The sequence below is a fragment of the Kribbella steppae genome (genome assembly GCF_004342025.1).
Taxonomy (GTDB): domain Bacteria; phylum Actinomycetota; class Actinomycetes; order Propionibacteriales; family Kribbellaceae; genus Kribbella; species Kribbella steppae.
On the sequence record NZ_SLWN01000012.1, the window covers coordinates 164,291 to 184,188 of the forward strand.

Genomic DNA, 19,898 nt, shown 5'->3' on the forward strand with positions numbered 1-19,898 from the left:
ATGAGCGTCGAGGTGGTGTTCTGGAGCGTGGTTCTGGCGCGATTCGCGCTGCCCCTGCTCATCCCGCTGTTCCCGTTGCCGGCGATCGTCGGCTGCCTGCTGCTCGACGGTGTGGACCAGACGATCTTCCAGACGTTCGGGTTCGATCCGCCGAACTACCAGAGCTACGACAAGGCGATGGACGTGTTCTACCTGTCGATCGCCTATCTGGCCAGCCTGCGCAACTGGACCAACCATTCGGCAGTCCAGGTCAGCCGCTTCCTGTTCTTCTACCGGCAGGTCGGTGTGGTGGCCTTCGAGCTCACCGGGGTGCGGGCCCTGCTGCTGTTGTTCCCGAACACCTTCGAGTACTACTTCATCGCCTACGAGGGGATCCGCAGCCGCCGGAATCCGCTGCGTTACGCGCTCAAGTTCTGGGTGCTGGTGGCTGCCGGGATCTGGATCTTCGTCAAACTTCCGCAGGAGTACTGGATCCACATCGCCCAACTGGACCTGACCGACACGATCCGGGACGTCCCGTGGTTCCTCCCGCTCGTGGTGGTCCTGCTGCTCGTGCTCGCCGCGGTCGTGTGGTTCGTCGTCCGCCCCCGGCTGCGGCCGGCCGACTGGCCGTTGCGGTTCCGCGCCGACCCGCTGCCGGCCGAGATCGACGAAGCGCACGAGCGGGCCGCGTACCAGGCGGCCCACCGCAAGGTCTTCGACCTGGCGGCGGTGGAGAAGATCTTCCTGATCGGGCTGATCAGCGTGATCTACGGGCAGGTGTTGCCAGGGGTCGAGGCGAGCGACCTCGAGGTCTTCCTCGGGATCGCCGTCTTCGTGGCGATCAACTCGGCGATCGGGGTCTGGTCGGCCAGACGTGGCTACGCGTGGGAGTCCGCGGTGCTGTCGTTCGCGGTCGTCTTCGCGACCAACGTCGTACTGGTCGTCGTCGCCGATCTGCTGCTGTCGCGGCGGGGCGACGATCTCCAGCTGACCGATACGTTGTTCTTCGTCTTCCTGCTCAGCATCTTGACCATGCTCTACGACCGGTACCACCCGGTCAGTGAGTATCGCGCGGCCGCGGCGAAACGCGACGCCGCTGCCTCCGGGCAGACAGGAGTGGACCACTGACGGGTCGGGACCTGAAGGCGATCACACAGCGGCTGGAGGGGACGTTCCTGGGCCGGTGCGCCGGCTCCTTCCTGGCTCTGCGCGGCGTCGACCGGGCGATGGTCATCGCCTCGCAGGCCCTGACGGCGCTCATTCCCTTGCTGCTGCTGGTCTCGACCCTCGCACCGGCGGACCGCCGTGACGTCGTCTCGCAAGCTCTCATTCGGAGGTTCGAGCTCACCGGCAACGCGGCCGATGCCGTCACGGAGGTGTTCGCGCGGCCCGTGGGTGGCTCGAGCATCGGTGTCCTGAGCGTGGTGATCCTGGTCTTCTCGGGAGTGTCGCTCGCCCGCCGGATGCAGCGGATGTACCAGGAAGCCTGGCAGGTCGAGCCCGTGCATGGTGTCCGTGGCTCGCTGAACACCTTCCTGGGCCTGGGCGCCCTGCTCCTGGAGATCGCGTTGCTCTACCTGGCGCGCTCCCTGCTGCGATCGCTGCCGAGGGACCAGCTATTGAGCATTCCGGTGTCGATCCTGACCGGTCTGGTGCTGTGGACCTGCGTTCCCTGGCTGCTGCTCGACGGGCGGGTCTACTGGCGACGGCTGGTGCCGGGCGGGCTACTGGCGAGTGTCTGCGGTGCTGCCTTCAGCATCGCGTCCACCATCTACATGCCACGGACGATGGAGACCTATAGCGAGCGGTACGGCCTGTTCGGTGTCACGCTGGCGCTCGTCGGCTGGCTACTGTGCGTTTCCCTCATCATCGTCGGTGCGACCGTGGTCAGCGCGGAGTTCGATCGCAGCCAGGGCTGGTTCGCCAAGCGGGTGCGCTCCTGGCTCGGTGTTTCCTCCACCAAGGATGATGCCCCGCCCCGGCAGGTGAGCGGACCATGATGGCGTGGGTACTTCGGAGCAGTCTGTGAACCCGCCTGACGCGCCGCCGCCGAGCCGGGAAGCGATCCTCGTGCTCGACGCGGCAGTCGGGGCCTCCCTACTGGCCGCGGCCACTGCCTGGAGAGTCGGGCGTCGCGTCAGCGGCGTCTTCAACCCCGTCGTTGTCGTTGTCCTGCGGCCGCCGATGCTGACGGAGCGGTACCAAGCAGGCACCTACCTGGCCGGGCTTGCGCGGCGTGGTGGCGCAGGACGTAACGAAGTGGAGCGCCAAGTGTCGGCGGCGCTCGACAAGTTGGTTCCCGCGGTGACGAATGCCGTGCTGAGTCGGATCGATCTGGCCGAACTGGCCGAGGGTGTCATCGCCGAGGTCGATCTCGCCGAGCTCATCCGCCAGTCAACGGGTTCCGTTGCCTCCGACACCGTCCGCGGTGTGCGCATGCAGGGCATCTCCGGTGATGAAGCCGTCGGGCGCGCGGTGGGCCGGCTGAGGGTGCGGTTCGGTCGGAAGGGGACTCCAGAACCGCCGCCGGCCGATCCGGCCGCAGCGGACACCGATGCCTCCCAGTCGCCGGGTCCGGACGTGCCCCCGGTCGCACCTGAACCCGAATTGACATCGCCGCCACGATGAGCGCGGACGAGCACATCTCGATCGTCCCTCGCGAGGCCCGGCCGTACCAAGGACGCTACGCCGGTGTGGTCACCCGGCTGGCGGCCGGCGCCGTCGACGGGATCGTGGTGGCGGTGGCGCTGCTGGCCGGCTACGTGGGTGTCAACGGATTCCTGTTCCTGCTCGATCCACGGGGCTTCCAATTCACTGAGGCATCGCTGCTGCTGAGCGGGGCGGCCTGGATGCTCGTGCTCATCGTGTACCTGACTGTCGCCTGGTCGACGACCGGACGGAGCTACGGCTGTCGCGTCATGGGCCTGCGGGTCGTCAGCCGCCGCGGAAGGCGGGTGCGGCCGCTCGTCGCGCTGGCGAGGGCGGTCTTCTGCGCCGTCTTCCCCATCGGGCTGCTGTTGTGTGCCGGCGGCCGTCGGCACAGTTCCCTGCAGGACCTGGTACTGCGTACGTCGGTCATCTACGACTGGCGCCCCGGACAACCACGATGAGGAGTTGACCATGTCGGACTCCGACCGGAGCGCCACGACGCCAAGGCATCAGGCACCACAGCCGCAGACGGAGAGCGGAGTACGTCTGCCCGGGGTGGAGCGTAGAGGCTGGGTCGGCCCGATCATGTTCGCCGCCGTGGTGATGATCGTTCTCGGCTTCTTCCACGCCTTCCAGGGGTTGATCGCACTGCTCAACGAGGAGTACTACCTGGTCGACAAGAACGGGCTGGCCCTCCACCTCGACTACACCGCCTGGGGCTGGACGCAGCTGATCGTCGGCGCGATCGTCTGCGCGGCCGGATTCTGTCTCCTCCTCGGTCAGCTGTGGGCCCGGATCGTCGCCATCATCCTCGCCGTCCTGAGCATTCTGGTGAACGCCGCGTTCCTCGCGGCCTATCCGGTCTGGTCCACGATCATGATCGCCTTCGGCATCCTGGTGATCTGGGCGCTGACCTTTCATGGTCGCGAGGTGCGGACCCACGACGACGCCGGAGCCTTTCCGTACTAAGTGATTGGTCCCGCGCGCAGCGGGAGAGCATTCGTGGTCGGGCCGTGCTCGGACTCCGGGCGGGTGGGCAGAAGTCCGAGCTCCCAGGCCCGTCGGACGGCATCGTTGCGTCGCGATGCGCTCAGTTTCCGCAGGACGCTGCGCACATGACTCCTGACCGTGTTGACCGACACGTACATGGTGCTGGCGATCTCCTCGGTGGTGAGCAACTCGGCGAGGTACTCGAGCACCTCGTGCTCCTTGCGGGTCAAGGTGGCGGTCCGGATCAGGCCGGCTGGAACTTGACTCGACTGCTCACCGGAGCTTCCATCCGCGCGCAGCCACGGGTGACGCCCGATCAGATCACCAGTGGGCCCGAGCAGTCTCTGCACCGACGGCGGCGCCTCTGAGAACGGGCGGCGAAGCTGCTCGGGAGCGGCCAGCCTCAGGGCGCGCTCCAGACAGACACGGGTGCGGCTGGGGTCCCCGGTCCGGATGGCTTCGGCCGCCTGGACAAGCCAGCCGTCCACCTGAGTATCGAGTGCAACGGCGCGGTTCGCGGTCGGGGCCGGGAGCGCGGGACCGCGCCGTCCGGTTTCCGTCGCGGCTCGCTGCAGAACCAGCAGCGACTCGACCTGGTGACGTCCTCCGGACCGCTCGATCTTGCTGATGGCCTGGTCCGGCTGGTGCTCGGCCACGAGAATCTTCGCCTCGTCCACGACAAGGGCCTGGCCGAGCCAGTCGCCACCGTGCGCCCCATGGCCGTTGCGGGCCGCCCGCAGCTCTGCACCGGCAAGGTCCACATCGCCTCCGGCCCGAAGCAGTCTCGCCCGGACCAGAGCCATCGACGTTTCCAGCACTCGGGCGTCGTACGTCGGTTCGGCTTCCCCGGCCCGATGCATGAGATCCCGGGCTGCCGTCAGATCACCCTGGTCGGTCCGTACCCAGGCCTGGGCCACGATCGCTGCCTGCGGCTCATGCAGGTGCGCCCCTGATTCCGCCAGGGCGGTCGCCTTCGCGGCGATCTCGCCGGCCTGCCGGAGATGTCCCCAGACCGCTTCCACCAGCGCAGCCATTCCCAGGAAGTCAGCCAGTGCCTCGTGCAGACCGGCTCCCTCGGCCAGCGCGACTCCCTCGGCGAAGGCTGCGGAGGCCGCCTGGAAGTCGCCTCGCTGCAGCAGGACCCGGCCCTTGCAGCCGGCAACGAGCAGCTTGAGCTCAGGATGTGCGCTGACAGATCCCGGCGATGCCGCCCTGAGTGCTGCCTCCGCGGCGAGCGCGGCATCCAGCCCTGTGTCGACGTTCGGCTCGAGACTCGCGGTGACTGCCTGCAGGACGGTGATCGCCAGCTGACACGCGTGGGTCCGGGGGGTGACGCCGCGATCCAGCCAGGTTCGAGCCTTGCCCAGTTCGGATGCACACAGTTCCACATCGAAAGCGGCGACCGCCCGTGCCGCCCGCACCACTGAGGCCTCGACACCGTCCAGGTCGTCGGGTAGGTCGGCGAACAACGTCTCGAGGAGCCGACGTTCACCTCCGACCAGGAGTCGCGCGAAGTCGAGGTCGTCCACCAGGTACCTCGCGGCGTCGCCCCACCGCCGTGCGGCAATGGCGTGCCGGATCGCGGCCAGCAGCCGGCCGTTGTGCGCGAACCAGCCGGCCGCGGTGCGATGCAGCTGAGGGACCAGAGCCGCCCTTTCGAACAGCAACTGGGCCCGCAGGAACTCGCGGAACAGTGACTGGTAGCTGTACGTGTCTTCGGTCCCGGGAACAGGTTGGACGAACGCGTTCCCGCGGGACATGAACTCCAGCGACCGGAGGTCGCACGGGCGACTGGTCAGCGCCTCGGCCAGCCCGGGCCGGATCTCGTCCACGATGCTGGTCCGGAGCAGGAACTCCCGCAGCGCGTGTGGCTGCGCGTCCAGCACCTCGCTCATGAGGTACGCCGCGACGTTCCCGGCATCGCCACGGAATTCCTTGATCGCCTGCTCAGTGTCCGTCTTTCCCGACAGGCTCATCGCCGCGAACATGAGGCCGGCAGGCCAGCCATCGGTCCGCGCCCGGAGCTCCGCTATCTCCTTCGGCGTCAAAGTGAGCTGCTGGCGCCGCATCAGTGCAGTGGCCTCCTCAGTGGTGAAGGCCAGATCGGCGGCACGAATCTCGGTCACCGTGCCGTCCAACCGGTAGCGGTGCAGCGGGAGAAGGGGGTCCGAGCGCGTCAGCAGGACAATCCGCACCCTTCCGGCGCTACCGCGGATGAGGTCGTCGAGACTGTGCGCAAGCTCTGCTGTGACAGTGAGGTCACCGCAGTCCACCACGAGTACCAACGCTTCCTGCTCGACGGCGCTGTCGCGGACAGGGTCCGGTTGCCCGGGCTGGTCTGCCCGCGTGAGCAGCACAGGTTCATCAGCGAGGATCGACCCGCGCCGCTGCAGGCCGTCGAGGACGGATCGCAGCACGGCTTCGGGCTGTTCGCTGGTGACATCCAGCGCGATGTGCCGGACCGTTCCAGGCCCGGTGAACAGAGCTTCCCACGAGGCCAGAAGCATCGTCTTACCGAAGCCCGCGGGCGCACTGACGAGGGTCAGCGGTCGCTGTACTCCTGCGCTCACGAGATCCAGAAGACGGCGCCGCAGCACCGTTCCGGTGCGGCCCGCGGACATGCTGGATGCCGACGTGTCCCCGAGTCCCGTCGGCGTCGATCGCCGTCCCCGATGTCCTCCTGCATGGTGGTCGCCAGGCATTTCCCCTCCCGGGCGATCGAACAGCACGGCCGGTCGCGTTGGGGCGGGGTGCGCGGCAAGTCCGCATATCGACGACACCACGGATTTGCCTTTAAAACCAGCGTTTTGCGTCCGATTGCCGGAAAATTTCCACACTGAAGCAACTCGGTAGATCCACAGCTGCCACCTTCTTCGACCGGACGTGCCGCGTCCGGTGGTGTGCAGTTCACCCCGCAGGGATGAAGCCCTGTCACCCCGCCTTTGCAACCGTCGATACACGGCGTTCCGAACGGAGTGGATCGATGGTCGAGGCGACGTACGAGATTCGCGTGGCGGGCGCCGTACCGGATCAGGATCTTCGGGATATGGGCGCGGAGGTCCTCGCGGTGGATCAGGTGAACACCGTCCTCTACGGCATCCCGGACCAGTCCGCGCTCTATGGGCTGCTGGCCAGACTCCGGGCCTTGGGCATCGAGGTCGTGGAGGTTCGACGCATCCCGGAATCTTCGGCATCGACCGAGGCGATTCCGCTCGGACCGGGAGAGGGAGACGATGAGAACAACTGAGCACCACGACTCGTCGTACCAGGTCGTCGTTGCGGGCGAGCTGAAGCCCGCGGTCCTCGCGTTCTGCCTGCGGCACCCGGCCCAGGATCTGACCTGTGGTGTCTTCCAGGTGCGGGTCCGCGAGGATCAGGACATTGCCGACATCGCGGCGATGGTGCAGGCAGCGAACCTGATGATTCTGAGCATCCGGAAGGTGACCCAGCGGGAAGCGCGGCCAGGTGTCGTGCCTCTCCACCGCAGACAGCCGCTCGTTGCCGGCCGCGGTTCGAGCGACCGGTGAAGCTGACAACCGTGGGCATCGGAGCTCATCCGGTGCGGGTGATGACCCGATCTGCCGGCCACGGCAAGGTGGCGGCAGACAGAAAGTAGCGCCGCGAGGATCGACGGCGCGGTGGGGATGGAGAGTCATGTCAGACGCAGACGTTCACGGGCCCATCGACTACGTACTGCTCGAGTTCACCGGCAATCGGCTGACCGGTCGAGCGGCCGAGGAGCTGGTGCAGCTCGTCGAGCGCGGCATCATCCATGTCTACGACATCATGATCGTCGGCAAGGATGCCGACGGCGTCGGCTACGCGGTGGACCTGGCCGAGTCGTCAGGTCAGGTCGGCGGCTTCGCGGACCTTCAAGGCGCCCGGACGGGACTCCTGGCCGACGACGACCTCCGCGAGGCGGCCGGGGCGATGCAGCCGGGCACGTTGGCCGCGCTGATCGTCTACGAGAACACCTGGGCGATCCCGTTCGTGGCCGCGGCCCTCGAGTCCGGCGGCACCCTGATCGCCGGCGGGCGTATTCCGGCGCAGGACGTGATGGCAGTGCTCGACGCCCTGGAAACCCTGGAAGCGACGACCTCAGGAGGCTGACATGCCTGGACTTTTGCGTGGAATCGCGAGAACCGCGGTGGTCGCGGGGACGGCGACCGCCGTCAGTGGGCGGGTACGGCGTCGCCAGGACGCCAAGATGGCCGACAGGGACGCCCAGACAGAAGTCAAACGTGAGCAGGCGTACGCCGACCAGACCGCAGAGGCGGCGCCCGCGCCTGTGGCACCTGCCGCGCCGCCGCCCGCGGCGACCGCCGACCGCCTGAGCCAGCTCAAGACGCTGGGCGAACTGAAGGAGTCTGGGGTTCTGACCGAGGCGGAGTTCGAGGCGCAGAAGGCCAAGATCCTCGCCGGCTGAAATCGCTGTCGCACGCACCATGGCACTCCGGGAGGAAGGCATCCATCTCCTGACCAGTTGCCCGAGGAACAGGAGCGGGTGTCATGACCGAAGGAGCGAGTAGCGTTCCGGCTGGGACGAAGGCCAGTCCGAAGCTCGCGATCCTGCTGGCGATGGCGATGTTCGTGCTGGTCGTGGACACCTCGTTGATGAACGTCTCGATCTCCGCGGTGGTCCATGATCTCGACACGACGGTGAGCGGTGTCCAGTCCGCGATCGCGCTCGAGGCGCTGGTCTCCGCGGCCTTCATCCTGATCGGCAGCAAGGTCGGCGATCTGTTCGGGCGCAAGCGCGCGTACATCCTGGGTCTGCTCGGCTATGCGGTCGGCGCCCTGGCGATGGCACTGGCTCAGAGCCTGACCGCGATCATCGTCTTCTGGGCCCTGATTGGTGGTCTCGGGGCGTCGCTGCTGCTGCCCGCCATGCAGTCGCTGATCCACGGCAACTTCGAAGGACGGGCTCAGGTGAAGGCCTACGCCCTGGTCGGAGCCGCCGCCGCGCTGGCTGCCGCGGTCGGGCCGCTGCTCGGAGGCTTCATCACCACCTACCTGTCATGGCGCGTCGCGTTTCTGCTCGAGGTCGTGGTGATCGCGATCGTGCTCGCCGGCCAGGGCCTCATCCACGACGCGCCGTACACGGGGCCCCGGGAGGTGGACGTGGGCGGTGCCATCCTGTCGGTGCTCGGCATGGGCGGCCTCGTGTCGGGCATCCTGGTGTGGCAGGAAGGCGGCGAGTACGTCGGCCTGATCCTGGCCATCGGCGCGATCTGTATGGCGGCGTTCGTCTACTGGCTGGTGCGACGCAAGCGCCGGGGCCGGCCGACGCTGATCGACCCGGGCCTTTTCAGCTCCCATGTCTTCAGGTTCGGGATCTCCCAGCAGATGCTCCAGCAGATCGCGCTCGGCGGCACCATGATCGCGCTGCCGATCTATCTGCAGATGGTCCTCGAGTACGACGCGATGCAGGCCGGCCTCTCCCTCGCGCCGCTCTCGCTCAGCATGTTCGGGATGGCGATCCTCGCGGAGAAGAAGCTGGGAGCGCGACGCCCGAGCAGCCTCATCAGGTGGGGATTCACGCTCTTGACCGCGGGCCTGGCGGTGCTGATCCCGATCGTGCCCCGGGCCGAATCCGGCTGGGCCCTCGCCGCACCTCTGGTCGCCGCGGGGGTGGGCTTGGGTCTGCTGGTGTCCCAGCTCAACAACTACACGCTGGGGCCGATCTCTCCGGAACGCGTCAGCGAGGCGGCCGGCGTCAACTCGGCGGCGGGCTCGTTCGGACTGTCGTTCGGGCTGGCATTCGCCGGCGCCATCATGCTGGCAACGCTGTCGTTCAGCTTCACCAACCAGGCGGAGTCGAGCACAGTCCTTTCGCCGGCCGAGCAGCAGCAGGTCGCCCAAGCGCTGGAACACGATGCGGAAGTGATGACCAACACCGCGCTTGAGGAGCAGCTCGCCAAGCAACCGGAGCAGGTTCGGGCGGAGATCATCCACATCAACACGACCGCGCGACCGATCGCCCTGCAGGTGGCACTGGGCATTCCGATTCTCGCCGGTCTTGCCGGGCTGGCGAACACCTTCCGGATGCGGCGACTGGAGGATCGGCCGCCGTCGGCTGACCTCGAGGTGGCGGACTAGACCGCCACCCGGCAGGGCTCATCCCTGCCGACGACTGAGATTGTGCTGGACGGCACCGAGGAGTGCGTTGGCGACCAGGCCGACGATGACGAGATCACCGAGCATCTGGATCGTGACGACCGCGCGGGTTGCTGGTGACACAGCCACGATGTCACCGAAGCCGACCGTCGCGAAGACGGTGACGGTGAAGTACGCCGAATCGAGCCGGCTCAACGGCTGGGAGAAGTGCTCCGGGTCGGCACGTCCCATCAGGAAGTACGTGGTGGCGAAGACCGCGAGGAACAAAGGCACCGAGGTCGCCAGCGCGCCGATCGCCCTGATCCGGGGGTACGGCGAGCGAGCGATCTCGCGGATCTGCCACCACAACAAGACCGCCACGACGGCGAGCCCGCAGCCGAGGGCTACGGCCAGGGGTCCGTCGAGGCGGCTCATGGGCAGGAGGAAATACCCGGTGACGATGACCACGGACACCAGTAAGGAGCGCAGCAGCGACGCGATGGCGAGTCGACGACGGGTCCGTGCGGGGAGCTGGTGGTAGCTGACCTCAGGCTCTGTCACAGGTTCAGTGAAGCCCCAACTGTTCACCGTCGGTTCATCCAGCGGGGGTGATGCTGCTCGTGCGCCCTTCGGTGTTGGCTGGGGATCTCACTGATCTGAGTCGGACGACGCGACTCGTCCACGACCGGAGGGGGCAGGCCGTATGACCGCACGAAGCACGATCGTGGAGGCGCCGACGGCCACGATCGTCAGGACAGCGGCCCACGCCAACGGTGGACCGATGTCCGCTGCCCGTCATCTCACCCCGTCCGATCGGGCCCGCCGGGGACTCGCGGCACGGAGAACGCTGCCGCCGCGTGAGCAAGGGGAGCTGGTGCTGCCCCCGAACCGTCCGGATCCGGTGTCGCTGATCGAGGAGCAGGCTCGGTCCCGTATTCCGGAACTTGTGCCGGTGCGGCACGGCAGGATGATGCTGTCGCCTTTCACCTTCTTCCGGGGCAACGCCCGCGGGATGGCCATCGACCTCGGCGCGGGGCCGGTGTCCGGCCTCGGGGCGCAGCTGTGCGGTGACGCCCACCTGTCGAACTTCGGGCTCTTCGGATCTCCCGAACGGCGACTGCTCTTCGACATCAACGACTTCGACGAGACCACCGCCGGTCCGTGGGAGTGGGACGTCAAACGTCTCGCCGCGAGCCTGTCGGTTGCGGGCCGGGGGAACGGGTTCTCGCGGAAAGAGCGGCGCAAGTGCGTCCTGGAGACAGTACGACGCTATCGCGATGCCAGCGCCGAGTTCGGGACCATGCGCACTCTCGACGTCTGGTACGCCCGCGCCGACATCGAAGAGGTCCAGGAGGCGTTGCAGAACAAGATGAGCTCGAGCCGTCGCAAGAACGTCGACCAGGCCTTGCTCAAGGCACGCGGCAGCGGAAATCTCAAGGCATACTCCAAGCTCACCGAGCTGACCGACGACGGAGTCCGGATCAAGGCCGATCCGCCGTTGCTCGTGCCGATCGGCGATATCCTGCCCGACGCCGGCCGGGAGGAGCTCGAGACCGGGATCAAAGAGCTGCTGACCCTCTACCGCCGGACGCTGTCGAACGAACGGCGGGCGCTGTTCGACGAATTCGAGTTCGTCGACATGGCCCGCAAGGTGGTCGGGGTGGGCAGCGTCGGTACGCGATGCTGGATCGTGCTGCTGCGCGGTAGAGACGACGGTGATCCGCTCTTCCTGCAGGTCAAGGAGGCCGGGCGATCGGTGCTCAGGAGACACGTGCCGATGGCGCTCAGGCAGCGGTCCGCGCCCAGGAACGAGGGGGAGCGCGTGGTGGTGGGCCAACGTCTGATGCAGGCGGCCAGTGACATCTTCCTCGGCTGGCAGCGGGTCGAAGGCATCGATGGACAGGTTCGGGATTTCTACGTGCGGCAGTTGCGCGACATGAAAGGTTCGGCCGTCGTGGAGAAGCAGGACCCGCGCGGTATGACGATGTACGGCCAGCTCTGCGGTTGGACCCTCGCCAGGGCGCACGCCCGCACCGGGGACCGGATCGCCTTGGCTACCTACCTCAACAGCGACGACGCCTTCCCCGAGGCGATGGTCGAGTACGCCGAGGCGTACGCAGACCAGAACGAACGGGACTATCAGGCGTTCGTCGACGCCATCAACAGCGGACGTCTCCAGGCCGAGAGCGGGTTGTAGCCCAGGGCATCCAACACGCCGGCGAGCCGCCGCCTGGACCACAGGCAGCGGCTCGCCGGCGCGTTCCACACGTCAGACGGCCAGTGCTTTCGCCTTGAGGGTGTCGAACTCCGACTGCGAGATGGTGCCCTTGTCGAGCATCGCGCTGGCCTGGGCGATCTGGTCGGTCGGACTGGCCGGGCTCGCGACCTGCCTGATGTAGGCCTCCTGCTGCTTCTGGGCGGCAACATGGCTGCTGACCATCCGGTCTGCCATGCCGCGGCCGCGCGCGATGACGTAGACCAGCGCTGTGAGCAGCGGGAGGAAGAGCAGAGCGAGCAGCCAGACGGCCTTGACCAGCCCCGAGGTTTCGCGGTCGCGGAACAGATCCGCCACGATCGAGAACAACATGATCAGGTAGGCGGTGAACGCGAAGGTGATGACAATGAACCACACAACGTCCCAAAAACTCATTGCAGCGTCCTTTCTGCGAGCGCGAAATCGCGTCGGAGCAACCCTGGCGTTTCGCGAACGGGCATTCCTCACCTCCACGGGATGATCTTCAGCGCCCCGATCCGGAGAATCATGAGGCTGATCGCGCAACCTTTGCTGTGCGGAGGCCGGGGAGGTCGGGACATGGATCGGGAGCAGTTCACGTCGAGTTGGAAGATGCTGGTGGTCCGCGGGGCGATCGGCATCGTGTTCGGGATCCTGGCGATCGCCTGGCCGCTCGAGACGGCGATCGCGCTGGTGCTGCTGTGGGGATTCTGGGTGTTGGCCGAAGGCATCAGCCTGCTGGTCCAGGCGTTTCAGTCCTCGACGCAGGGGAGCCGCCTGGCGCGTGCGGTGCTGGGGGTCATCGCGCTGATCGTGGCGTTCTTCGCGATCTTCAGCCCGAGCGTGACGGCCGAGACGCTGACGTGGTTCCTCGGCATCTGGCTCATCATCCGCGGTCTGTTCGAGATCTTCACGGCCTTCAGCAGTTACCGACTCACACCACGCTGGTTACTCCTCGTGGGTGCCGCGCTGTCGATCCTGCTGGGCGTGTTCTTCGTCGCCAACCCCGGCCGGGGTGCAGTCGGTATCGCGGTCTGGCTCGGCATCATCGCACTGTGCTGGGGCGTGATCTTCGTCGTGATGGGCTTCATGCAGCGTCGCGAACACGCCTGGCCGGCCCCCGCCGACCCTGCCGACCCGGCCACAGCCTGAGCCCGCCAGTGACGGCAGCCATGATGATCGAAGCGGAACGCCATCTCGAGCGCAGCTACGTGGTCTCGTCGGTTCGTCTTGCCGACGGCGTCCTCACCGCCCTCGGATGGGTGCTCGCGCACGCGCTCCGAGGTCCCGTCCTCGTCTGCGCGCCGGATCTGAAGTCCTTGGCGGAGGCGGAGGAGGTCAGCCAGGCCACGGCCATCGTCGTGGTCGGCGCACACAGCGGCCTGAAACCGTGGGTCAGTGCGTTCCGGCCCGAATGCCTCGGAGGCCCGGCCATCGCCGTGAGTGACGAGATCGTCAGTGATCCCGCCGTCTGGACGGCCATGCAGTCGTTCACCGACCTGATCAACAGTGGCACCGGACTGGCACATCCCTCTGACCGAACCTGGGTGGCCGACGGCCTGATCGAGCTACGCCGAGCAGGTCACCTGCTCGATCCCGACGAGTTGATGGCAGCAGCCTTCAAACTCAACTGGCGCGGCACTGCCGCCTGGGACCTCCGCCAGCTGACTCAGAACGTCAACGCCAAGTTCTGACAGCGGCGACCACAGCGGCTCAGCCGGTGTGCAGCAACTTTGCAGCGTTCGGGGAGGCAGGCTGACCACGAGCGGTGAACCGCCGTGATCATGCCTGTCGCACCGCTGAAGGAACCCCACGAAAGTCCAGCGTGGGCTCAGAGGAACTCCAGGGCGCGCTGGACGAAGTCCTGGTGGAATTGGAAGACGCCGCCGTGTCCGGCGTCGGGGTAGATGACGAGCTGGCTGTTGGGGATTCGCCGCTCGAGGTCGAAGCTGTTCGTGGTGGGGACCATCTTGTCGCTCTCACCGTTGGCGACGAGCACCGGCTGGTGGATGGTGGCGAGGTTCGCAGGCTTCTGCAGTCCCCAGCGGTGGATGGCCTTCAGCTGGGCGCGGAACGCGCGCACGGTGATGGCCTTGTCCCGGTCGTTCGTGCGCTCCTCCAGCCGGGCCAGGAATTCCTTGCCGGCTCGGATGCCGTTCGGCGTCCGAGTGAAGAAGAGGTACTGCTTGGGGTCCTGACGGGTCAGCAAGCCGCGCGCGGTGTCGAGGTAGGAGATCCGGGTGACCTTGTCGATGCCGACGCCTCCGGCCGGGCCGGTTCCGGCGATGATCAGCTTGCGAACGAGCTGCGGCTCCTCGTGTGCGATCACCTGGGCGATCATGCCGCCCATGGAGAAGCCGAACAGGTCGACCTGATCGAAGCCGAGGGCGCGGATGAAGAGGACGGCGTCCCTGGCCATTTCTTCGATGGTCGTCGGCGTCGACCCGCTGGAGGCGCCGACACCGCGGTTGTCGAAGGTGATGACCCGATGCTTCGCGGCGATGCCGTCGACGACGCGAGGGTCCCAGTTGTCGAGTACGGCGGCCAGGTGGGTGAGGAAGACGACTGGTACGTCGGTGTTCGGGCCGAGCTCTCGGTAGGCGAACTGAACTCCTGCTGCGGAGAGCCTGCGCGTAGGGGCGTCCTGCCAGGACGTCGTCACGTTGTCGCGCACGGCTGGTGACTCGTTCATGTCGGTTCCTTCTGTCGGGTGCACAGCTGCTGGCGCAGTCGCGCTGGTGTTTAGAGTATGATCATAATATTATGGGTTCCACAAGGGCTTATGGCCGTAATACAATCGGTGCAGATGGCCCGGAGCGAGTGGAGGCACAGGTGGCGCGGTACGGCAAGGAACACAAGCAGGCGACGCGGCAGCGAATCACCGAGACCGCCGGCCGTCGGTTCAAGCGTGATGGCATCGACGGCTCGGGGATCTCGACGCTGATGGCGGACGCCGGGCTGACCAATGGCGCCTTCTATGCCCACTTCGAGTCCAAGGATGATCTGGTGGCGACGATCGTCGGCGATCAGCTCCGCGGGCAGCGCGAGTGGATCAGCGGCACGGCCACCGACCGCGCCGGGGTCGAGCGGATCGTGCGCGAGTACCTGTCACCCGCTCACCGCGACAACCCTGAAGAGGGCTGCCCGTCTGCCGCTCTCCTTGACGAGATCGGACGCTGCCCGGCTACGACCAAGCAGGCCTACACGGACGGCGTGCTGGCATTCATCGACCACATCGCCGCCGTACTGGCGCCGCACGACCCACAGTCGGCGCGCGCGAAGACGCTCAGTGTCTATGCCCTGATGGTCGGCACCATGCAGCTATCCCGCGCCTTGTCCGACCGCCAACTCGCCGACCAGGTCCTCGACCAAGGCATCCAAGACGCCCTCACCCTCCTCGACACCACCGACTAAGCCATCGCCTGCTCTCACAGCCAATCGGAGACGACGACATCATGAAGGCATTCATCATCGATCGCTACAAGAGCAGGGACGGGCTCCGGGCCGCCGACATGCCGGTTCCCGAACTGCGGGACGACGAAGTTCTCGTGGAGATCCATGCCGCCGGCGTGAACCCGATCGACGCCAAGATCAAGGACGGCGAGTTCAAGCTCATCCTGCCGTACCGCCTGCCGTTGATCCTGGGCAACGACCTGGCCGGAGTCGTCGTCAAAGTCGGGTCTCGTGTGCAGCGGTTCACGCCAGGCGACGAGGTCTACGCGCGACCCGACAAGGACCGGATCGGTACCTTTGCGGAGTTCATCGCGGTCAATGAAGGCGATCTGGCGGCAAAGCCTGAGTCACTCACCATGGAAGAAGCCGCGTCGCTTCCGATGGTCGTGCTGACGGCGTGGCAGGCGTTGGTCGAACGAGCGAACGTGAGGCCAGGACAGAAGGTTCTGATCCACGCGGGCTCGGGCGGCGTGGGCACAGCCGCGATCCAGCTGGCCAAGTATCTCGGCGCGACGGTGGCAACGACGACCAGCACCGCCAATATCGACCTGGTGCGGAGCCTCGGTGCAGATGTGATCGTCGACTACAAGCAGGAAGACTTCGAAACAGTCCTGCACGACTACGACGTCGTACTCGACCCCTTGGGAGGAGACACCCTCGAGAAGTCTCTCCGGGTCCTCCGGCCCGGCGGGACGGTCATCGGGATCTCAGGTCCACCTGATCCGGATTTCGCGAACGAGCTTGGAGCGTCGTGGTTCCTGCGGCTCGCCATGACGCTCCTGAGCTACCGCATCAGGAAGCAGGCGCGACGCCGTCGAGTGAACTATTCGTTCCTCTTCATGAAGGCAAGCGGAGACCAACTGCGCAAGATCACCCCACTCATCGACGAAGGCGCCATCCGCCCGGTCGTGGACAGGACCTTCCCCTTCGAGTCCACCAGAGAAGCCCTGGCCTACGTCGAGAGCGGCCGCACAAAAGGCAAGGTCATCGTCACGATGAGGTGATTTCCGGAAGATCGGCGCCGCCCAGTGGCAACTTCTTTCCGATGACCGCGGCGGGCCGTCTTGACCTTGACACTGTGGCAGGCCTGATGCTGGGACGACCTGCGGACTGGGAGGACCGGATGGATCTACTCGAACCGCCTCGTGTTGTCGAGCGGCCGGAGCAGGACTATCTCGGCATCCGCGTGGTCACGCCGTTCCGCGGCATGTTGAGCACCCGGAACGAACTGATCGACGCGCTCAGCGCCTGGCTCCTCGATCAGGGCATCGACGACGTCGGCCTGTTCTTCCTTCGTCTGCACGTGATCGACATGAGCGGTCCGATGGACATGGAGGTGGGCGTGGTCACCCCGGGCCCGCTTGCCGGTGATGGTCGCGTGCAGCCGGCCACGCTCCTGGCCGGGCGGTACGCGACGTTGACCTACCGGAACCACTCTCTCCGCGCGAACCGTGCCCTCATCGAGTGGGCCGCCGCAGAAGGCATCGCCTTCGATCGGTGGGATGTTGCCGAAGGCGACCATTTCGCCTGCAGGTACGAGGCGTTCCGCACCGATCCCCGCACCGAACCGCGGAAGACGAAGTGGGAGGTCGAACTGAACTTCCGCATCGCCGACTGAGTTGCCGATGGCAACTCTCAGGACTGGACGAACGCCATCCGGTTGCCGTCCGGGTCGCGGGTGTCCGGACGGGGTTCGGTCGCCAGCAGGCCGAGGTGGTTGATCGGGGTGGCTGCTGGTGGGAATGACTCGCAGAGTCGGACAGCGTCGTCGCCGATCCGGAATGTGGGTTGGTCGGACTCCACGCGCTCCATGCCGAGGTGCGTGCCGTAGAACTCGATCGCCGCGTCGAGATCGGGTGCGGCCAGTGCGATGAACGACAAGCGCCGTACCGGACCTGAAGCGATCGGCGGAACCCGGAACTCCTCCGACCGCTGCAGGAGCTCGATCCGTACGCCGTTCGGGTCGGCGAGGAACGCGAGTCTGCCCTGCCCACTGCTCGCCGTCCTGGGCGCCGAGAGCTCGGCGTACCCGAGCCCGATCAGCCGCGCGTAGTCCGCGTCCAGATCGTCGGTCATGAACCCGACATGGTTCAGCCCGTAGCTGGCCTCCGGATCCGGATCCTCGTTGTGCAGGAGCTCCACCAGACCGGTAGCGATCTGCACGTGCACCCGGTTGACCCGGCTACTGGTCATGAACAACCGATCGACCACCTCGGCGCCGATCCCGGCGTAGAACGCCAGGCTCGCATCCAAGTCCCTGACCCGACCACCGACATGGTTCAGCTCGTAGATCACCTGATGAGGATAGCGCTTACCCAGCGGCTGACAAGGCGTTGGTCAGGAGCGTGACCAGGGCCTCGAGCTGGAGGTCGGCCGAGGACGAGAGCTCCTCGTCGGAACCGTCCAGGGCTTTGGCGGCCAGCCCTGCCTTGGAGTCGATGAGGTCGGCGATCCTGGTGTCGATGGTCTGGGCCGCGATGATCCGCCACGCGGTGACCGGCTCTTCCTGGCCGATCCGGTGGACACGGTCGATCGCCTGGGTCTGCTCCGCGTTGGTCCAGGAGAGCTCGGCGAGTACGACGTTCGACGCGACCTGGAGGTTGATGCCAACGCCGGCTGTCAGCAGCGAGCAGACCGCGATGGAGACCTCTGGGTCGTTCACGAACGCGTCGATGTTCTTCTGCCGGTTCTTCGGCGTCTGGTCACCCCGGATCGAGGAGTAGGCGATACCGCGCTCGGCGAAGAGCTTCTCGGCGGCGTCCATCACCTCGATGTGCCGGGCGAAGAAGACGACCTTGCCGACGTTGTGCGCGAGCTGCGCGGCGTAGTCCGCGGCCAGGCCGGCCTTCGCGCGGCCGATCCGCCGGACCAGGCTGAACACGTTCTCGCCGGTCTTCGAGTCGGGATCGGCCCGCTCCCAGCCGGCCACCCGCCGTACCAGGTCGTGGTCGATTCCATCCACGACGGTGCCGGACTCCCGCGTCGCGAGGGCGCTCTGGTAGCGCGAGACGAGCCGGTTGGTGAGCTCGCGCTCGGCGTCGCGGATGGACCGGCCGGCGGCGTCGTCGAGCTCGACCGGCAGGTCGGCGATGCGTCGGGCCGGGATGTCGGCGGCCACGTCGACCTTGCGACGGCGGACAATGCCGAGGTCGATGACACTGGCGCGGGCGGCCGCGTAGAACCCGGGATCCGCCGGCGTCAGACCGCTGTCCTCGAGGGCTTCCATCAGGGCCGCGCCCGGCTTGTTCTCGTCGATCCAGCCCAGGAACTGCCAGATCGCGGTGAAGTCCTCGATGTCGTTGATCAGTGGGGTACCGGTGAGCGCCATCAGCAGGGGACGCCCGGTCCGGCTCTGGATCCGCTCGGACAGTCGCAGCACGTTCTGCGACCGCTGGGACTTCTTGTTCTTGATGAAGTGCGCCTCGTCGACCACCATGCCGCGGAAGCCGAGCTCGCCGAGCCAGCCGACGTGCCGGTCGAGCACCTCGTAGTTCACCACCACGATGTCGGCGAAGCCGTCGATCGTGTCGCCGTCGCCGTGGATCACGGTGGCGGCCCGGCGCGGAGTCCAGAGGCCGGCCTCGCGCGCCCAGTTGGTCTTCACGACGTTCGGTACGACGGCCAGCAGCGGGTAAGCGTTGGCGGCCTGAGCGGCGAGCAGGGCCTGAGCGGTCTTGCCCAGGCCGGGCTCGTCGGCCAGGAGGAACGTCCGATGGCCGGCCGCGGCAGCGGCAACCAGCCGCGCCTGGTGTGGCATCAGGTCCACGCCGGCCGCTGACCGCAGGGAGGTGGGGTTGGGCAGGGTCTTGGTCGACGAGGCGGTGGCGTACTCGAACGACTTGAGCAGCGGGCCGATCAGTTCCCAGCCGGCCAGGCGCCGCGCCTGTGGCTCGCGGGGCGCGGGGGAGCTGAAGTCGGGAGCGAGGAAGGGATTGGCGAGCTGCCGGGAGACGACCGATTGCGGCACGACCTGACGCTGGTTCGTGGGCGGGGCGGCCGTCGGCGCCTTGATGGTCGGCTCCTCGTCAGGTGGTTCCACACCGGCCGACTCCAGCATCTCGCGCTTCAGCGAGGTGGCCGCCGCGGACACGACAGCGTCCTCGGCGAGCAGCGCCAGCAGCGAGGGTTCGAGAGCCGCGGTCTTGGCGAGGATCGTCGCGATCCCGTCGAGGCGGCGGAGTTGCTCGGCGCGGTAGGTGTCGCCGGCGGCCGGGTCCGAGTTCACCCGGGCCCGCTCCTCGCGCACCAACAGGGCGATGACCTGGAACTTCGTCCGGATCGAAGGCCGCACCGCCGAGCGTTCGACGGCACCCTCGACCTCCCGCACGGCACGGGCAAGCACCGGCATCAGGCCTTCGACCTCGACGTCGCGAACACGACGCCGACGCCGGGCAGTAGTACTACGGGTAGCGTCGGACTGACGCCGGCCTCGCTGGGCCAAGATCCCCTCCTCTGAACTACCGCGACATCCTTGTCACGGCGGCACGCAACACCG

At 66.9% G+C, this 19,898-nt stretch carries 22 protein-coding genes; 16 read left to right on the top strand and 6 right to left on the bottom strand.

Translation table 11 applies throughout. The annotated features are described in order from the left end of the window. The 5 genes from EV652_RS31665 (at position 1) to EV652_RS31685 (ending at position 3,600) form a co-directional block, all read left to right on the top strand. Positions 1 to 1,110, top strand: a complete 1,110-nt coding sequence (locus tag EV652_RS31665; protein WP_132212951.1) for a hypothetical protein — start codon at positions 1 to 3, stop codon at positions 1,108 to 1,110. A 77-nt stretch (positions 1,111 to 1,187) separates the two neighbouring features. Beyond that, positions 1,188 to 1,982 (top strand): YhjD/YihY/BrkB family envelope integrity protein, encoded by a 795-nt coding sequence (locus EV652_RS31670; protein WP_255512652.1) that lies wholly within the window; start codon positions 1,188 to 1,190, stop codon positions 1,980 to 1,982. Positions 1,983 to 1,986: 4 nt separating this feature from the next. Then, complete coding sequence (locus tag EV652_RS31675) at positions 1,987 to 2,610, top strand: hypothetical protein (RefSeq protein ID WP_132212953.1); 624 nt, start codon at positions 1,987 to 1,989, stop codon at positions 2,608 to 2,610. Then, positions 2,607 to 3,092, top strand: coding sequence for an RDD family protein (locus EV652_RS31680; protein WP_132212954.1), 486 nt, complete (start codon positions 2,607 to 2,609; stop codon positions 3,090 to 3,092). The genes EV652_RS31675 and EV652_RS31680 overlap by 4 nt, the downstream gene beginning before the upstream one ends. Positions 3,093 to 3,102: 10 nt before the next feature. Then, complete coding sequence (locus tag EV652_RS31685; RefSeq protein WP_132212955.1) at positions 3,103 to 3,600, top strand: DUF7144 family membrane protein; 498 nt, start codon at positions 3,103 to 3,105, stop codon at positions 3,598 to 3,600. On the opposite strand, the gene EV652_RS31690 is transcribed toward EV652_RS31685, so the two are convergent. Then, the gene (locus tag EV652_RS31690; protein ID WP_158441308.1) at positions 3,597 to 6,191 is read right to left on the bottom strand and encodes a winged helix-turn-helix domain-containing protein; all 2,595 of its coding nucleotides are present in this window, start codon (positions 6,189 to 6,191) and stop codon (positions 3,597 to 3,599) included. The two genes, EV652_RS31685 and EV652_RS31690, sit on opposite strands and share 4 nt — an antisense overlap. A gap of 413 nt (positions 6,192 to 6,604) precedes the next feature. Here EV652_RS31690 and EV652_RS44215 point away from each other — a divergent pair, with 413 nt between their 5' ends. The 5 genes from EV652_RS44215 to EV652_RS31710 all read left to right on the top strand — a co-directional run bounded on the left by EV652_RS44215 (position 6,605) and on the right by EV652_RS31710 (position 9,720). Further along, the gene (locus EV652_RS44215; RefSeq protein WP_158441310.1) at positions 6,605 to 6,868 is read left to right on the top strand and encodes a DUF8691 family protein; all 264 of its coding nucleotides are present in this window, start codon (positions 6,605 to 6,607) and stop codon (positions 6,866 to 6,868) included. Beyond that, a complete protein-coding gene (locus EV652_RS31695; protein WP_132212957.1) occupies positions 6,855 to 7,148 on the top strand; it encodes a hypothetical protein in 294 nt (97 codons plus the stop codon). The genes EV652_RS44215 and EV652_RS31695 overlap by 14 nt, the downstream gene beginning before the upstream one ends. 127 nt (positions 7,149 to 7,275) lie before the next feature. Further along, positions 7,276 to 7,731 (top strand): DUF6325 family protein, encoded by a 456-nt coding sequence (locus tag EV652_RS31700; RefSeq protein ID WP_132212958.1) that lies wholly within the window; start codon positions 7,276 to 7,278, stop codon positions 7,729 to 7,731. A gap of 1 nt (position 7,732) precedes the next feature. After that, positions 7,733 to 8,047, top strand: coding sequence for an SHOCT domain-containing protein (locus EV652_RS31705; RefSeq protein WP_132212959.1), 315 nt, complete (start codon positions 7,733 to 7,735; stop codon positions 8,045 to 8,047). 83 nt (positions 8,048 to 8,130) lie between these two features. After that, positions 8,131 to 9,720 carry an MFS transporter gene (locus EV652_RS31710; protein ID WP_132212960.1) on the top strand — a complete coding sequence of 530 codons (1,590 nt, stop codon included), beginning with the start codon at positions 8,131 to 8,133 and terminating at the stop codon, positions 9,718 to 9,720. Between the two features lie 18 nt (positions 9,721 to 9,738). Here the strand turns inward: EV652_RS31710 and EV652_RS31715 are convergent, their stop codons facing one another. Beyond that, complete coding sequence (locus EV652_RS31715) at positions 9,739 to 10,278, bottom strand: potassium channel family protein (protein ID WP_199238497.1); 540 nt, start codon at positions 10,276 to 10,278, stop codon at positions 9,739 to 9,741. A 142-nt stretch (positions 10,279 to 10,420) separates the two neighbouring features. Between EV652_RS31715 and EV652_RS31720 the strand changes: the two genes are divergently transcribed. Next, positions 10,421 to 11,914, top strand: coding sequence for a DUF2252 domain-containing protein (locus EV652_RS31720; RefSeq protein ID WP_242002128.1), 1,494 nt, complete (start codon positions 10,421 to 10,423; stop codon positions 11,912 to 11,914). 72 nt (positions 11,915 to 11,986) lie between these two features. On the opposite strand, the gene EV652_RS31725 is transcribed toward EV652_RS31720, so the two are convergent. Further along, the gene (locus EV652_RS31725; RefSeq protein WP_132212961.1) at positions 11,987 to 12,367 is read right to left on the bottom strand and encodes an SHOCT domain-containing protein; all 381 of its coding nucleotides are present in this window, start codon (positions 12,365 to 12,367) and stop codon (positions 11,987 to 11,989) included. A gap of 162 nt (positions 12,368 to 12,529) precedes the next feature. On the opposite strand from EV652_RS31725, the gene EV652_RS31730 reads away from it, so the two are divergent. After that, positions 12,530 to 13,102 carry an HdeD family acid-resistance protein gene (locus EV652_RS31730; protein WP_158441312.1) on the top strand — a complete coding sequence of 191 codons (573 nt, stop codon included), beginning with the start codon at positions 12,530 to 12,532 and terminating at the stop codon, positions 13,100 to 13,102. Between the two features lie 20 nt (positions 13,103 to 13,122). Then, complete coding sequence (locus EV652_RS31735; protein ID WP_132212963.1) at positions 13,123 to 13,644, top strand: DUF1889 family protein; 522 nt, start codon at positions 13,123 to 13,125, stop codon at positions 13,642 to 13,644. Positions 13,645 to 13,781: 137 nt separating this feature from the next. Here the strand turns inward: EV652_RS31735 and EV652_RS31740 are convergent, their stop codons facing one another. Further along, positions 13,782 to 14,642 carry an alpha/beta fold hydrolase gene (locus tag EV652_RS31740; protein WP_132212964.1) on the bottom strand — a complete coding sequence of 287 codons (861 nt, stop codon included), beginning with the start codon at positions 14,640 to 14,642 and terminating at the stop codon, positions 13,782 to 13,784. Positions 14,643 to 14,782: 140 nt separating this feature from the next. On the opposite strand from EV652_RS31740, the gene EV652_RS31745 reads away from it, so the two are divergent. The 3 genes from EV652_RS31745 (at position 14,783) to EV652_RS31755 (ending at position 17,021) form a co-directional block, all read left to right on the top strand. Beyond that, positions 14,783 to 15,364 (top strand): TetR/AcrR family transcriptional regulator, encoded by a 582-nt coding sequence (locus tag EV652_RS31745; RefSeq protein WP_132212965.1) that lies wholly within the window; start codon positions 14,783 to 14,785, stop codon positions 15,362 to 15,364. 41 nt (positions 15,365 to 15,405) lie between these two features. Next, the gene (locus EV652_RS31750; RefSeq protein ID WP_132212966.1) at positions 15,406 to 16,407 is read left to right on the top strand and encodes an NADP-dependent oxidoreductase; all 1,002 of its coding nucleotides are present in this window, start codon (positions 15,406 to 15,408) and stop codon (positions 16,405 to 16,407) included. A 119-nt stretch (positions 16,408 to 16,526) separates the two neighbouring features. Continuing rightward, positions 16,527 to 17,021, top strand: a complete 495-nt coding sequence (locus tag EV652_RS31755; protein WP_158441314.1) for a GyrI-like domain-containing protein — start codon at positions 16,527 to 16,529, stop codon at positions 17,019 to 17,021. Positions 17,022 to 17,038: 17 nt separating this feature from the next. Here EV652_RS31755 and EV652_RS31760 read toward each other — a convergent pair whose 3' ends face one another. Together EV652_RS31760 and EV652_RS31765 are read right to left on the bottom strand one after the other, a co-directional pair. Continuing rightward, on the bottom strand, positions 17,039 to 17,698 hold the full coding sequence (locus tag EV652_RS31760) for a VOC family protein (protein WP_158441316.1): 660 nt from the start codon (positions 17,696 to 17,698) through the stop codon (positions 17,039 to 17,041). Between the two features lie 16 nt (positions 17,699 to 17,714). Beyond that, entirely contained in the window at positions 17,715 to 19,844 is a 2,130-nt protein-coding gene (locus EV652_RS31765) for a DEAD/DEAH box helicase (protein ID WP_132212969.1), read from the bottom strand. Positions 19,845 to 19,898: the final 54 nt, after the last annotated feature.